The sequence below is a fragment of the Cellulosilyticum sp. genome (assembly GCF_982396655.1).
In genome coordinates, this window is the sequence record NZ_CEVXFV010000029.1 from 1 (window position 1) to 14,745 (window position 14,745).

Sequence of the window (14,745 nt, forward strand, 5' to 3'; positions counted from 1 at the left end):
CACTTAATTTGTGAGTTTATTTTGGGAAAATTCATTTGTCAACAATCTGAAAAGATATAACATATAAAGTGTTATATCTTTTTTTTGATATTGGATATGAATCTTTACCTTATTTTGGAGATAAGAAAGTCTGTTTTAGCTGTTTATTTATAAAAGAGGTATAACTAAACTTTTCATTTACACAAAGGAGATAAATTTAAGTGCATTAATTCTACATAAATACATATGCTACTAGATAAGAAAGCTAGAAAATCAATAAAAACAATGCAACTTATTACTAAACAAAATGTTTGGTATCCATAAATTTTACCGCATTTTATATTGACCTTTTCTGCATAAATATGTATAATCTTTAAGTATGTGTTTAATGTCTGTAAACAAAAAGTTTATTTATATACAGTGTAAACGCTAAAAATAAGATATAAACATACTTAATATATTTTACATATGAGATAAAAGTTAAAGAAGGAGGCAAAAAGATGGATATTGGTGCGAAAATTAACCAATTACGCAAAAAGAATGCGTTGACTCAAGAGGAGCTTGCAGACCGTTGTGAGCTTTCAAAAGGATTTATTTCACAAGTTGAACGTGGACTGACATCTCCCTCAATTGCAACGCTTATTGACATTCTTGAATGTTTAGGCACAAATCTTAAAGACTTCTTCAATGAATCCAGTCAAGAGAAGATTGTGTTTACAAAACAAGATGTTTTTGAAAAAGAAGATAAAGAAACAGGAAATATGATTACATGGCTCATTCCCAATGCACAGAAGAATGATATGGAGCCGATACTTATTAATATAGAACCTGGAGGAAAATCTAGCTTGCAGGCTCCTCATGAAGGTGAAGAATTTGGGTATGTACTTGCTGGAAATATTTATGTGCACTTAGGAAATAAGAAGTTTAAAGCTAAAAAAGGTGATAGCTTTTACTTTAGACCAACGGGTGATCATTATTTACAAAATACAGGTAAGACGAGGGCAACAGTGCTTTGGGTTGCTACCCCACCAAGTTTTTAAAGGAGTAGACGGAAAATGGCAGAACATAAATTAGAAAATGACTATATTATTGATTTAAAAAATATAAGCAAATCCTTTGGAGATACAATTGTACTTGATAAAATTAATATGTATATTAGACGTAATGAGTTTTTGACATTACTAGGGCCTAGTGGTTGTGGCAAAACGACATTACTTCGTATTATTGGTGGTTTTGAGGAAAGTACAGAAGGTGAAGTACTTTTCGAAGGACAAAATATTGCTAAATTACCACCTTATAAAAGAAAGATTAATACAGTTTTCCAAAAGTATGCATTGTTTCCACATATGAATGTAGGTGAAAATATTGCTTTTGGGCTTAATATAAAAAAGATGGACAAGAAGCTTATCGAGGAAAAAGTGAAGGAAATGCTTGAACTTGTGGGACTTAAGGGCTTTGAAAAAAGAAAAATCGATTCTTTAAGTGGTGGACAGCAACAACGTATCGCTATTGCGAGAGCCCTTGTTAATGAACCAGAAGTATTACTTCTTGATGAACCGCTTGGAGCACTTGACCTAAAACTTCGAAAAGGCATGCAAACAGAGCTTAAACGTATTCAGCAAAAGGTAGGTATTACATTTATTTATGTAACACACGATCAAGAAGAAGCTTTAAGTATGTCAGATACAATTGCTATTATGAATGCAGGAAAAGTACAGCAAATCGGTTCGCCAGTAGATATTTATAATGAACCCAAAAATGCTTTTGTAGCAGATTTCATTGGTGAAAGTAATATTTTACATGGCACAATGATTGATGATTTCCGTGTAAACTTCCACAATACAGAATTCAAATGTGTAGATGCTGGATTTGGGACAAATACGCCAGTAGATGTGGTTGTAAGACCAGAAGATATCCGCATTATTGAAGCAGAAAAGGGTATGATAAAAGGTGTAGTAGAATCTGTTACATTTAAAGGTGTACATTACGAAATGGTAATTGCAAGTAGCGATTTTAAATGGCTTGTACATTCTACAGCAATGTCACCAGTTGGCGAAACAGTAGGCATGGTTATTACACCAGAAGATATTCATATCATGAGAAGGAGATAAACGATGAATAAGAAGTCATTAGCGTATCCATATGTAATATGGGCAGGGATTTTTATCATCGTGCCTTTGTTACTTATTGTATACTTTAGTTTCTTTGTAGACGGACAATTTACATTCCAAAACTATACAAAGTTTATGGAAGACTATTATATTAAAGCAATGGTTAAATCAGTAAACTTTGCCTTTGTAAGTACAGTAATTTGCTTATTACTTGCTTATCCATTGGCAATGGTTTTAAATGGTAAAGACTTAAAAAACCGTAATGTGATTTTATTACTTATTATTTTGCCAATGTGGATGAATTCTTTACTTAGAACTTATGCATGGGCAAATTTACTTGAAAATAATGGTGTAATTAATAATATTCTTTCAGCACTTAACTTGCCAACAGTGAAGTTTTTATATGGAAGTGGTGGTGTAATCTTTGGAATGGTATATAATTTCTTCCCATTTATGGTACTGCCAATCTATAACTCACTTGCAAAGATTGATAAGGGCTTAATTGAAGCAGCTCATGACTTAGGAGCAAACAATGTAACAACATTTAGAAAAGTTATTTTACCACTTAGTATGCCAGGTGTTGTAACGGGTATTATTATGGTATTTATGCCAGCACTTACAACTTTCCTTATTACACGTTTATTAGGTGGTGGAAAGATTATGCTTGTGGGGAATATTATTGAAGAGCAATTTACAAGAACAGGAGACTTCGGATTTGGTTCAGCAGTTTCTATGATTCTTATGATTATTGTACTTATTACATTAGCCTTTATGTCACGTAAAGGTGCACTTGATGAAGAAGGAGGCTTATTCTAATGAAGAAATTTTTTAAGCGCTTCTACATCGCAATTATTTTACTGGTAATGTATGCACCAGTTGCTGTACTTATGGTGTTTTCATTTAATGATTCAAAGCTTCCTATTTGGAAAGGGTTTACAGTTAGATGGTATGAAAACTTAGCAAGTGATACAAGCATTCAGCAAAGTTTTATGTATACAATTATTATTGCACTTGTATCTTCTATTATTGCTACAATTATTGGAACATTAGCTGCTATGGGGATTCATCAAATGAAAGGGTATAAACGTAATCTCATGATGAATATTACGTATATTCCACTTTTGAGTCCAGATATCGTAATTGGTATTTCATTAATGATGCTATTTAATGTACTGCATATACCGTTTGGGTTACCAACGCTTATTATTTCGCATATTACATTTAGCATCCCATATGTGATTTTATCGGTTATGCCAAAGCTTAAACAAATGAACTTTAATATTTATGAGGCAGCCCTAGATTTAGGGGCAACACCTTGGTATGCGTTTAGACGTGTTATTTTACCTGAAATTATGTCAGGTGTAGTAGCAGGTGGTTTCATTGCATTTACATTGTCTATTGATGATTTCGTAGTGAGCTTCTTTAATACAGGAGCAGGTGTAGATACACTGCCTATTAAAATTTATGCAATGGCACGAAAAGGAGTTAATCCAACAATTAATGCCATTTCAACTATTATGTTTGCAACAATTATCATTATATTACTTGTAAGTAATATAAAAGCAAATCGTAAAGAAAAAGAACAAAGTATATAAACTATATAACAAACTTAACGCAGGCAAATTTAATTTAGCTAGAAAGGAAATGTTCATGAAAAAGACATTTAAGAAATTTTTAAGTGCCGGCCTTGTAGGTATGTTAGCATTATCTATGGCTGGATGTGGTAATACAGCAACAAATGGGCAAGTTGTTGTTTATAACTGGGGTGAATATATCGACCCACAAGTAAATAAAATGTTTACACAAGAAACAGGGATTAAAGTTGTTTACTCTGAATATGCCAACAATGAAGAAATGTATGCTAAAGTAGAACAAGGAAATGTATCATATGATGTGATTTTCCCATCTGATTATATGGTAGAAAAAATGATTAATAATGATCTTTTAGAGAAACTTGATTTAGCACAAATTCCAAACTATGAAAATATTGATGCAAGATTTAAAGATTTACCATATGATGCAAATAATGAATACTCAATTCCTTATATGTGGGGAACAGTAGGTATTGTTTACAATAAAACAATGGTTGATGAGCCAGTAGATAGCTGGGATATCTTATGGAACGAAAAATATAAAGATCAAATCTTTATGTATGATAGTGAAAGAGATTCTATCATGGTAGCCCTTAAGAAACTTGGTTACTCTATGAATACAAGAGATAAAGCTCAGCTTGAAGAAGCAAAAAATCTTCTTATTGAGCAAGCACCACTCGTACTTTCTTATGTAGGTGATGAAGGTAAAAATAAAATGGTAAATGAAGAAGCAGCACTTATGGTTGCTTGGGCTGGCGATGCAATGGTTATGTTACAAGAAAATCCAGACCTTGAATTCGTTATTCCAAAAGAAGGTTCTAATTACTTCGTAGATGCAATGGTTATGCCAAAGAATGCGAGCAATAAAGAACAAGCTTATGCATATATGAACTTTTTATGCAGACCAGATATTGCAGCAATGAATGCAGAGTACATTGGTTACTCTACACCAATTAGCGCAGCAAGAGAACTTTTACCAGATGAAATTAAAAACAGTGAAGTTGCTTATCCATCAGAAGAAGTAACTGGCGCTGACAACATGGAGATGTTTAACGATCCATCAGATATTATTGGGGAATACAGTAGTATTTGGACACAGGTAAAGGCATCTAATAATTAAGGATAGATATAGGGCTCTGGCACTAAGGTGGTGCTAGAGTCCTTTTTTGAATGTTGTGGTGGGTGTGGATAACATTGCGTATTTATTTTTCCTTCACCCTCACTGCGTTTGAAGGTGAGATAAAAATAAATACGCAATGTTACCCACGCCCGAATAGGTTGACGTAAAGGGCTCTAGCAACCTTCATGCCAGAGATATCTACCCCGACTAAGGTGGTGAATATTAGTTGGGAGCTGTGAATAATAGCCCTCACTGCGTGGACGGGGAAACAGAGAGGAGTATAGATGAGGAGGCGAATATTAGTTGGTGGCTGTAAATAATGGCCTTCACTGTGTGGACGGGGAAACAGAGGGGAGTAGAGATGAGATGGTAAATGTTAGTTAGAGCTGTGAATGAGTGCCCTTCCTGCGTGGACGGAGAAGTGGTGGTGAGAATAGATGAGATGGATTGTGGGAAGAATGTTGGTAAGATGGCGTTTTGATTTAGATTGTTTTTGTGATAGATATATGGATAGAAATGGGATATAATATGTAGTAAAGGTAAAGATTACACTTTGATGAAGTTAATTAAAGTAAGGTGGAGGCGAGTTGGATGAAAAATAAAGAAAAAGATGAAGTTCTTTTAGGTGAGGAACTACTAGATAAAAGTACATTGGCAGCATGTTTAGATGATGACTTATTAGAGGAAGAAGAGATTGCCACAGAGGGGCAAATTTATATTAGAAAGAAAAAGAATCCGGGTGCGTGGCCTTCTTTAATTTTAGGGATTTTAGGCTCTGTAGGGTGGATTGTGCCTATTATTGGATTACCTATTACTGTGGTTGGAACAGTACTTGGTGCCATGGGAATGGGCAAAAAGAGAGAATATAGAGGCGTGTCTATAGCTGGTTTTGTAGTAAATACTGTATTTTTAACAGCTGCTATTGCCAAAGGGATTGTAGATGTAGTGCTTTATTGCAAAAGACGTCGTTAAAAATAAAATAATCATATAAAAAAAGTTGCCTTAGGCAACTTTTTTTATATTGTGACATTATTATCACCTAAATTTTGCAACTAGCATACACTAGTATTAAAGAGCGACTATTTGAAGGAGGAGACAAGGTGTATAATGAGGTTGTTATTATTAATAGTGATACACTTGGGCGCGGTGATGAAGAGGTTGGTAGGACCTTACTAGGAACCTTTTTAAGAAAAGTGTTAGCTAGTTTAGATAAACCAGATGCAATTATTTTTTATAATTCAGGCGTTAAACTTGTGACAAGAGACTCTCATTTTAGAGATATACTAGAGGCTCTTGAATCAGGTGGCGTAGAACTTTTAGCATGCGGTACCTGTGTTTATAGTGTGTGTGGCAAACGTTCCCTAGCAGTAGGACGTATTACAGACATGGAAGAAATAGCAGACATTGTTTTAAAGGCGCAAAAAGTCGTTACCCTATAACAAACTTAAACTAAATGAACTTATGGCTAAATTTATTTGATTTAAGTTAGTAAAGAAATTAAGAAGCTCTTGAAAAAAATGGCTACTTGCACGAGATGTGCTGTAGCCATTTTTTAATAATTTTCTCTAGCTTCGCGAATAGAAGCTAAAAGTTCATTGATAACGGATAGTATTTGTGGAACATCTTGATTTTCAATGTAATCTACTGAACCAGTCATATAATACTGGGCAAAGTCTGTAGTTAAAGAACGCATAGAGTTTTGAGATTTGCCCCAGTTACTGTATGGACTAGCTTCAGAGGTGATAATACGAAGTGGAATATCTCCTAAGTCCCCATCATCTAAAATAGTTTGTGCATTTTCAGGTACTTTAAGTTTTTCTGAAATAATATTGCGATTCCAGAGTTTTTCTAAGTTAATACCTCTGCTAAGTAACTTGAGATGCTCAGGGAGTTCATTGTTCATACAAAGTAGTCTACTCACATAGTCTGTATTTTGGCCTAGTCGTAGAAGTCCTACGTTACGTGCGCCATTAATCATAAAAGATTCTACAATCATAATGTTATTGAATTCAGCACCAAAGCTAGGAGAAGCCCCGTCTATAAGAACAATACCAGCTACATCATCCGGATAAAGTTGGGCGTATCTTATGGCTTCAAATGACCCCATACCATGTGCCACATAAATAAATGGTTTAGAAAGTTCAGATTCCTCAAAGAGGGTGTGGATTTCATCTACAATGGTGTCAATATCTCGAGGGGCGGAAGTGTAATCACTCCAACCATAGCCTGGTTTGTCATATACAGCAACGCTAGTTTCGTTAGCAAGTGAACTATGAAGATTATAAGTGTCTATATAAGGCATTGTCTGCCCAATATCAGAAGTAAAGACAATGGGTAAGTCTCCATTACCAGCCGTATAAAGGTGCATGTTAACACCATTTACCTCGATAAGCGAGCCTACTCTCCCAAGCTTATCGGCATTATTATAAATGCCTAGGTTTTGATAAATGATGCCTACTAAAAGCAGTGATGCTATGATAATGTAGACTAAACGTTTTCTGATTTTTTCGTGTCTGCGGCTATACTTTTTTACAACCATTTTTTTACGTCTAATCATGGCGTAATCTCCTAATCTACTCCTTGATAGTTTGTTTAAGCACATTATATCACATTCGTGACATATGCCCAACGGGTTAAACAAAAAAATTACCAACAGTCTAATAAAAATTTTGTACAAAAAGCTTAAGTCTAGCATATAAAGGGAAAATAGTATAGTATGTAAATAAGAAAATAACAATAGGAGAGGTAAGAAAATGAGGATTTTGCATACTTCTGATTGGCATTTAGGTAGAAGTTTAGGTGGTTTTTCATTACTAGAAGACCAGAAATATATACTTGAGCAGATATTAGAGACTATAGAAAATGAAAAAATTGATATTCTGATTATTGCAGGGGATATTTATGATAAGAGTATTCCAAGTGAAGGTGCGGTAGAACTATTTAATGAATTTTTAAGCAAAGTTGTATTAGAGCATAAGATTTATACGATTGCCATAGCAGGAAATCATGATAGTGAAGAACGTATTGATTTTGGTAGTAAGTTATTTGAAAGCCAAAATCTTTATATCGTGGGGAAAAGTCCTAAAGGCTATGAAAAAATAGAGGTGAAGGTAGGTGAAGAAACAGCAGATGTCTTCCTTGTACCTTATATTGAGCCTTCTAAAGTAAGAGAAATAGCTGGCAATGAAGCAATCAAAAGACATGATGAAGCAATGGCTTATTTGGTAGAAGAGATGGAGAAGGAAAAGTCACAGCACCCAAGCATATTAGTAGCCCATGCTTTTGTAACAGGGGGCGAGGTTTCTGATTCAGAAAGAAGACTTAGCGTTGTAGGTGGGGCAGAGCTCGTAAATGCAGAGCACTTCAAAGATTTTAATTATACAGCATTAGGTCATTTACACAAGAGACAGGCTATGGGAAGAAATTATATTCGATATAGCGGTTCGCTTCTTAAATATTCTATTTCAGAAGCAACACAAGCTAAGGGTTATGTTTTAGTAAATCTTGCACAAGATGGCGGCGTAGAAATTGAGGAGAGAAGTTTTAAGGTACTGCGAGATGTGCGTATTTTAAAAGGTAACGTAGAAGAAATTATTGCAGCTTCTGAAAATGATACGCATAAAGAAGATTATGTATATGCCAAACTGACAGGAAACTATGTGCAAGATGTAACAGCAAGGTTGCGTCATATTTATCCTAATATCCTAGGCAGCGAATGGGTTATTGAAGAAGGTAGCAATAATAATGGAGAAGAAGTAGCACCAAAGCAAAGTGCAGATTTCCTAAAGACGAAAGAGCGTACCATTACAGAAGTGTTTATGGAATTTCTAGAGTTTATTGGTGAAACGGATTTTGAAGCAGATGAAATTGAAATGATTGAAGAAATCGTGAAAGAAATAGAGGAGGGTAAAAATGAGGCCTAAATTATTAAAGATGACAGCCTTTGGTCCTTATGGCGGAGAGCAGGTAATAGATTTTACGCAGCTAGAAGATGCAAATATGTTTTTAATCTATGGTCCCACAGGTGGCGGAAAAACGACTATTTTAGATGCCATATGCTATGCCCTTTACGGAGAAACTAATGGGGGAGAACGTAGTGGGGAAAATATGCGTAGTAAGTTTGCAAAAGAAGGGACTATTACAGAGGTAGAGCTTTTCTTTGAATTACGTGGACAAGATTATCGAATTGTAAGACGCCCACAGTATGAACGCGCGCCTAAAAAAGGGAAAAGTGATAAGCTGGTAAAGGTAGCACCAGAAGTAGAGCTTTATAAGAAAGAAGAGGACGAATATAAAATTATAACCTCTAAATATAATGAAGCAGCTGAAAAGATTAATGAGCTTCTTCACTTTAATATTGGGCAATTTAGACAAGTTATTATGATTGCTCAAAATAAGTTTAGAGAGCTTCTTACTGTAAGTAGTAAAGAAAGACAGCAAATCTTGCAAGATATATTTGAGACAGGTGTTTATCAAAATGTAGAGAAGGCACTAGATGTTTTATCTGGGAGTGCAAAGGAAAAATTACATGATAAAGAAGCAGACTATAAGGCTATTTTAAATACCATTGATCCTTTAGGAAATGAGATGCTGCTAACTTATATGCAGACTAAGGTTATTTATAATGCACCTGAGGTATGTGAAATCTTAGAGATAAGTTGTAAAGAAAAGCATAATGAAAACGAAAAGTTAGAAGCGCAGCTTTTAGAAATTAATAATGCAATTACTGTAGCACGTGAGAAGCTTGGAAAGCTGACACAAATGAGTGAAGATGCAGCAGAGAAAGTTAAGATGCAGAAAGAGTTAGAAATCTTAGAAGCACAAAGTGAGCAGTATACAGCCTTAAGAGGCCGTATTGAACGTGCAGAAAAGGCAATGGGTATTGAGCGCACAGAACAGATTGTACAAAAGTTAAGTAGCAGTGTTAAAGACAAACAAAAGCAAAAAGAAGACTATAAAAATGCATTAGAAGTGACAACAGCCAACTTAGAAGAAAAAGATAAGCTTCTAAAGCGTGAAGAAAAGTTAGTAGATGAAGTGGACAGTCTTAAGAAGGAATATAGTATTTTAGAAACTTATGTGCCTAAGGTAAGTACTTTAAATACAGCTTACAAAGAAAAAACAAGGCTAGAAGAACTGCTTCAAAAAGGTGAAACAAGGTATGCTCAAATTGAGGAGGCCTTAGAAAGTATTCAAAAAGGATTTACAGCTAAAGAAGAGGCTTTAAAAGAAAAAACACCTTTACAAAAAGCTTTAACCAATGATTATATTGTGCAAAAAGAAATGGAAACAGTTTTAAAACTTAAAGCAGAAAAGGAAAGAAAAGAAAAAGAAGCACAGACATTATTTACTTCTTTAGAAACATTATATAGTCAAATTGAGGCACAAAATAAAGTTTATGGTGAAAAAGAGGTAGCTTATAAAAATGCTTTTGCTATATGGTTTAATGGGCAAGCCGCAGAACTGGCACAAAATCTAAAAGAAGATAGTCCTTGTCCAGTATGTGGTGCATTGCATCACCCTCAAAAAGCTGTACTGACTAAAAATCATGTTACAAAAGAAGAACTAGAAAGCATGGAAGTTGCTAAAAAGAATGCAGAGGAAGCACTTAATAAATTAAAACAAGAGTGCAGTGCAAAGGAGCAGCAATGTAAATTACTAAAAGACCTTATTGCCGAAGATGAAAAACAATTAACTGGTAAAGAAGAGATTACAGCAGAGGCTAAACTTAAGCTAGATGAAGCACTTAAGCTTAAAGAAGCAAAGCTAGAGCAGCTAGAAACTTTACAACAGACGTTAGAAGAAGAACAGAAGCTATTAAAGGATTATGAGGAACGAAAAACAAAAGGCAAGAAATTCATTGATGATACAAAGATAGAGATAAGTGAAAATACAGCTTATATTAAGAGTATCGAAAGCGATGTACCAGAAGCACTGCGCCAAAAAGAAGCCTTAGAAGAAAAACTAAGTACGCTTAAAGCAAGTTATGAAAGTAAAGAAAAGTATTATAAAGACTTAATAGCAGAAGTAGAGAAGTTAAAACAAGAACAGAGGGAATCAGCAACTAGGCTGCAAGAAACTGAAAAACATATGGCGGAGCTTATAAAACAAGGAGCAGAGCAAAAGCAAGTTTTAAATGTGGCAATTAAAGAAGCTGGTTTTGTGGATATGGCAGATTATAAGGCAAGTAAGATGGGGGCAGAAGAAATAAAGTCTGCTAAAGAATCTGTGGAAAACTATGGGAATAAAAAGATAGTTTTGACTAATAAATGTAAGGAGCTTGAAGAAAAGACTAAGGACTTTAAAAAAGAAGACTTAGAAAAAGCACAAGAGACATACGATGAAATCTTCAAGCAAAATACAGATTTAAGCGTAGAAAAAACAAAGCTTACCCAGTATCTTCAAACGCATGAAAAGATTATTGTTGGTTTAAAAGCTATTTATGAGGAAGCGACAGCGCTTTTAAAACGTCAACGTGTTCTTGATAAGATTAGCAGCTTTGCAAAAGGGAAAAATAGCAAGGGGCTTTCATTTGAACGTTATATTCAAAGTAGTATTTTTGAAGAAGTGCTAGCAAGTGCTAATAAAAAACTTAAACCAATGACATTGAATCGTTATGAGCTTTATCGTACAGATGACCTCTCTAGAGCAAATGCACAGGTAGGGCTTGATATTGGCATTAGAGATTATTACAGCAATGAGACAAGGCCTGTAAATACCCTTTCAGGGGGAGAAAGTTTCATGGCAGCACTTGCTTTAGCCCTAGGACTTTCAGAAGTGATTCAAAGACTTGCAGGTGCTACGCCGCTGGATACATTGTTTATCGATGAAGGATTTGGCAGTTTAGATGAAGAAGCGTTAGAAATGGCTATTAAGACGCTACTGAGTATTCAAGATACTGGGCGACTCATTGGTATTATTTCCCATGTAAGAGAGCTACGTGAACAAATTCCTGTAGGCCTTGAAGTAAGTACAGGACCAACAGGAAGTAAGGCAGTTTTTCGCCTTTAAAAATCAAGGGCTAAAAATACTATCATTATAAACGAAAATATTGTATATTATTAATTATAATAAGGCGTAGAATCGAGGTGGGATTCACGCAAGGAGTTGAAATGATGGACATAAATTTAATAACAGAGATTTTATCGAATAAGATATCGAAAGAAAATATATTACAAAAGCAACTAATGAAGGATTATACAACATTTAGAGTGGGAGGCCCTGCAGATCTTATTGTAAAGCCTAGTACAATTGAAGAAGTACAATTTGTTGTAACAACATGTAAAGAAAATAATGTACCGTTTTATGTAATAGGAAATGGCAGTAATCTACTTGTAGATGATTTAGGTTTTCGTGGTGTAATCATTCAGATTTACAAAAACTTAGCGGATGTAACAGTATCAGGAAACGTAGTAACAGCTCAGGCTGGCGCACTACTTTCAAAAATTGCAACTAAGGCAGCGGCGGAAGAACTTACAGGCTTTGAATTTGCTCATGGCATTCCTGGAACACTAGGGGGCGCTGTGACGATGAATGCAGGTGCATATGGCGGTGAAATTAAAGATGTCATCGTAAGCAGCAAAGTTATGGACCAAGATGGCAATGTATTTGAACTAAATCGCCAGCAGCTAGAGTTAGGATATCGTAAAAGCATTATTGAAGCTAAAGGTCTTATAGTTTTAGAAGCTACGCTTAATTTACAAAAAGGCAATAAAGAAGAAATTTTAGCAGCAATGAAAGACTTTAATGGCCGCAGAAGGGATAAACAGCCACTTGATAAACCAAGTGCAGGAAGTACGTTTAAAAGACCTATCCCTAAAGAAGGCGAAGGACAGCTTTATGCTGGCAAGCTCATTGAAGATGCAGGACTTAGAGGCTTCCGTATAGGTGGTGCTGCTGTATCCGATAAACATTGTGGCTTTGTTGTGAATGAAGGCGGAGCCACATTTGAAGACCTTACTAAGCTGATTAAACATGTACAAAGTACAGTAAACACTAAATTTGGTGTATACTTAGAGACAGAAGTTAAAATTATTAAAAACCAAGACAGATAAATATTAAGGAGGCTACTATGAATTTTATTATTGTAACTGGAATGTCAGGTGCTGGCAAAAGTAGTGCCATAAACTTTTTCGAAGACATGGGTTATTACTGTGTGGATAACCTTCCGCCTACATTAATTAAAAATTTTGCACAGTTGATTGTAGCCCAACAAGAGAAATTAGACAAAGTGGTATTAGGGATTGATATACGAGGTGGTAGTTTATTTGCAGACCTTTTTAGTAGCCTGAATGAATTAGCAGTTCTCGGTCATACTTATGAAATCTTATTCTTTGATTGTAGTGATGCAGAACTTATTAAACGTTTCAAAGAAACAAGGAGACTTCATCCACTTGCTCGAAGTGAACGAATTGAAGAGGGCATTGAAAAAGAAAGAAAGATTTTAAAAGAAATCAAAGAAAAAGCAAATCATATTATTGATACATCTTATATGTTACCTAAGGATACAAAAGAAGTACTCTTTAAAATTTATAGCGAGAAAAAAGATTTCAATAGCTTAATGGTAACGATTGTATCCTTTGGCTTTAAATATGGTATTCCAATTGATGCAGATCTTGTGTTTGACGTAAGATTTGCACCAAACCCATATTATAATCCTGAAATGCGTCCCTTTACAGGCAATGATGCGATTGTAAGAGATTATGTGCTAAGTTTTGATGTGACACAAAAATTTCTTGCTAAATTAGAGGATATGATTGACTTTTTAATACCAAACTATAAACAAGAAGGTAAGAATCAAGTTGTGATTGCTATTGGATGTACAGGTGGTAAACATCGCTCTGTCACAGTTGCCAATGCATTATACGAATTTTTACAAAAAGAGGGGCATACAGTACTTAAACAGCATAGAGATATAGAGAAAGATAGTAAAAGAGGAAAATAAACAATGAAAATAAGGCAGCAAGACCTAAAAGTTGTTGTAATAGGTGGTGGCACTGGATTATCAACTATGCTTAAGGGACTAAAAAAGTATACTTCTCATATTACAGCAGTTGTAACAGTATCTGATAATGGTGGCGGTTCAGGAAGATTAAGAGCTGAAATGGGTATGATACCACCAGGTGATATTCGTAATTGCTTGGTAGCTCTAGCAAATACCGAACCTATTATGGAAAAGTTATTACAGCATCGCTTCAAAGAAGGTGGTTTATGTGGGCAAAGCTTTGGTAATCTGTTTTTAGCAGCACTTACAGAAATCACTGGAAGCTTTGAAGAAGCTGTGAAGGTTACAAGTAATGTTTTAGCCATTACAGGTAAAGTGCTTCCTGTTACTTATGAAGATGTACATTTACAAGCAGTTTTTGAAAATGATAAAAAGGTGATTGGAGAAACACAAATTGTTGATTATGGCAAAGAGAATCTTGTTGATATAAAGGAGATTTCTCTTCAGCCTAAATCTCCACAACCTGCAAAGGAAGTAATGACAGCAATTGAAGAGGCTGACCTTATTGTGTTTGGACCTGGAAGTCTTTATACAAGTATTATCTCAAACCTATTGGTAGAAAAGGTGACAGCACAAATTGCAAAGTCTAAGGCTGATAAAATTTATGTGGCAAATGTCATGACACAACCAGGTGAGACAACAAACTTAAGTTTGGAAGATCATATTACTGTTTTAGAAAATTATATGGGAAAAGGTATTATTAATCTCGTTATTGCGAATAATGCCACTATACCAGAAAAATATTTGAAGCAGTATAATGAAGATGGTGCGAAGGTTTTAAAAGTAAATGAAAAGCATGAAATATGGACGCGTATCTTAAAAGTTGAAGCACCCCTTGTATCGATTAATGAAGAAAAAGGGCTTGTTAGGCATGACTCTACAAAGCTAGCCCAATGTATATTTGAATCAGCACTCACTAAAATTACATAAGATGAGGTG

13 protein-coding genes are annotated in these 14,745 nt (G+C 34.9%); 12 read left to right on the forward strand and 1 reads right to left on the reverse strand.

The window, feature by feature from the left end:
• Positions 1-479: 479 nt before the first annotated feature.
• The 7 genes from AC1VAQ_RS12615 (at position 480) to AC1VAQ_RS12645 (ending at position 6,241) form a co-directional block, all read left to right on the forward strand.
• A complete protein-coding gene (locus AC1VAQ_RS12615; RefSeq protein WP_302597595.1) occupies positions 480-1,019 on the forward strand; it encodes a helix-turn-helix domain-containing protein in 540 nt (179 codons plus the stop codon).
• A gap of 15 nt (positions 1,020-1,034) precedes the next feature.
• Positions 1,035-2,090 carry a spermidine/putrescine ABC transporter ATP-binding protein gene (gene potA / locus AC1VAQ_RS12620; protein ID WP_302597596.1) on the forward strand — a complete coding sequence of 352 codons (1,056 nt, stop codon included), beginning with the start codon at positions 1,035-1,037 and terminating at the stop codon, positions 2,088-2,090.
• Positions 2,091-2,093: 3 nt separating this feature from the next.
• On the forward strand, positions 2,094-2,906 hold the full coding sequence (locus AC1VAQ_RS12625) for an ABC transporter permease (protein WP_302597597.1): 813 nt from the start codon (positions 2,094-2,096) through the stop codon (positions 2,904-2,906).
• Positions 2,906-3,685 carry an ABC transporter permease gene (locus AC1VAQ_RS12630; protein ID WP_302597598.1) on the forward strand — a complete coding sequence of 260 codons (780 nt, stop codon included), beginning with the start codon at positions 2,906-2,908 and terminating at the stop codon, positions 3,683-3,685. The genes AC1VAQ_RS12625 and AC1VAQ_RS12630 overlap by 1 nt, the downstream gene beginning before the upstream one ends.
• A 55-nt stretch (positions 3,686-3,740) precedes the next feature.
• Positions 3,741-4,802, forward strand: a complete 1,062-nt coding sequence (locus AC1VAQ_RS12635) for an ABC transporter substrate-binding protein (protein ID WP_302597600.1) — start codon at positions 3,741-3,743, stop codon at positions 4,800-4,802.
• Between the two features lie 591 nt (positions 4,803-5,393).
• Positions 5,394-5,774: a hypothetical protein gene (locus AC1VAQ_RS12640; protein WP_302597601.1), complete on the forward strand. Its 381-nt coding sequence runs from the start codon at positions 5,394-5,396 to the stop codon at positions 5,772-5,774.
• 128 nt (positions 5,775-5,902) lie between these two features.
• Positions 5,903-6,241: a DsrE family protein gene (locus AC1VAQ_RS12645; RefSeq protein ID WP_302597603.1), complete on the forward strand. Its 339-nt coding sequence runs from the start codon at positions 5,903-5,905 to the stop codon at positions 6,239-6,241.
• 113 nt (positions 6,242-6,354) lie between these two features.
• Here the strand turns inward: AC1VAQ_RS12645 and AC1VAQ_RS12650 are convergent, their stop codons facing one another.
• Positions 6,355-7,359, reverse strand: coding sequence for an alpha/beta fold hydrolase (locus tag AC1VAQ_RS12650; RefSeq protein ID WP_303244013.1), 1,005 nt, complete (start codon positions 7,357-7,359; stop codon positions 6,355-6,357).
• A gap of 196 nt (positions 7,360-7,555) precedes the next feature.
• On the opposite strand from AC1VAQ_RS12650, the gene AC1VAQ_RS12655 reads away from it, so the two are divergent.
• The 5 genes from AC1VAQ_RS12655 (at position 7,556) to AC1VAQ_RS12675 (ending at position 14,736) form a co-directional block, all read left to right on the forward strand.
• Positions 7,556-8,725, forward strand: a complete 1,170-nt coding sequence (locus AC1VAQ_RS12655; RefSeq protein ID WP_302597605.1) for an exonuclease SbcCD subunit D — start codon at positions 7,556-7,558, stop codon at positions 8,723-8,725.
• The gene (locus AC1VAQ_RS12660; RefSeq protein ID WP_302597607.1) at positions 8,715-11,813 is read left to right on the forward strand and encodes an SbcC/MukB-like Walker B domain-containing protein; all 3,099 of its coding nucleotides are present in this window, start codon (positions 8,715-8,717) and stop codon (positions 11,811-11,813) included. The genes AC1VAQ_RS12655 and AC1VAQ_RS12660 overlap by 11 nt, the downstream gene beginning before the upstream one ends.
• Positions 11,814-11,917: 104 nt before the next feature.
• A complete protein-coding gene (gene murB / locus AC1VAQ_RS12665; protein ID WP_302597609.1) occupies positions 11,918-12,856 on the forward strand; it encodes a UDP-N-acetylmuramate dehydrogenase in 939 nt (312 codons plus the stop codon).
• A gap of 17 nt (positions 12,857-12,873) precedes the next feature.
• Positions 12,874-13,746, forward strand: a complete 873-nt coding sequence (rapZ, locus tag AC1VAQ_RS12670; RefSeq protein ID WP_302597610.1) for an RNase adapter RapZ — start codon at positions 12,874-12,876, stop codon at positions 13,744-13,746.
• Positions 13,747-13,749: 3 nt separating this feature from the next.
• Positions 13,750-14,736 (forward strand): gluconeogenesis factor YvcK family protein, encoded by a 987-nt coding sequence (locus tag AC1VAQ_RS12675; protein WP_302597611.1) that lies wholly within the window; start codon positions 13,750-13,752, stop codon positions 14,734-14,736.
• Positions 14,737-14,745: the final 9 nt, after the last annotated feature.

Coding starts and splice junctions, on each gene's coding strand:
- AC1VAQ_RS12615 (WP_302597595.1), top strand. CDS start 480: ATGGATATTGGTGCGAAAATTAACCAATTACGCAAAAAGAATGCGTTG.
- potA (WP_302597596.1), top strand. CDS start 1,035: ATGGCAGAACATAAATTAGAAAATGACTATATTATTGATTTAAAAAAT.
- AC1VAQ_RS12625 (WP_302597597.1), top strand. CDS start 2,094: ATGAATAAGAAGTCATTAGCGTATCCATATGTAATATGGGCAGGGATT.
- AC1VAQ_RS12630 (WP_302597598.1), top strand. CDS start 2,906: ATGAAGAAATTTTTTAAGCGCTTCTACATCGCAATTATTTTACTGGTA.
- AC1VAQ_RS12635 (WP_302597600.1), top strand. CDS start 3,741: ATGAAAAAGACATTTAAGAAATTTTTAAGTGCCGGCCTTGTAGGTATG.
- AC1VAQ_RS12640 (WP_302597601.1), top strand. CDS start 5,394: ATGAAAAATAAAGAAAAAGATGAAGTTCTTTTAGGTGAGGAACTACTA.
- AC1VAQ_RS12650 (WP_303244013.1), bottom strand. CDS start 7,359: ATGATTAGACGTAAAAAAATGGTTGTAAAAAAGTATAGCCGCAGACAC.
- AC1VAQ_RS12655 (WP_302597605.1), top strand. CDS start 7,556: ATGAGGATTTTGCATACTTCTGATTGGCATTTAGGTAGAAGTTTAGGT.
- AC1VAQ_RS12660 (WP_302597607.1), top strand. CDS start 8,715: ATGAGGCCTAAATTATTAAAGATGACAGCCTTTGGTCCTTATGGCGGA.
- murB (WP_302597609.1), top strand. CDS start 11,918: ATGGACATAAATTTAATAACAGAGATTTTATCGAATAAGATATCGAAA.
- rapZ (WP_302597610.1), top strand. CDS start 12,874: ATGAATTTTATTATTGTAACTGGAATGTCAGGTGCTGGCAAAAGTAGT.
- AC1VAQ_RS12675 (WP_302597611.1), top strand. CDS start 13,750: ATGAAAATAAGGCAGCAAGACCTAAAAGTTGTTGTAATAGGTGGTGGC.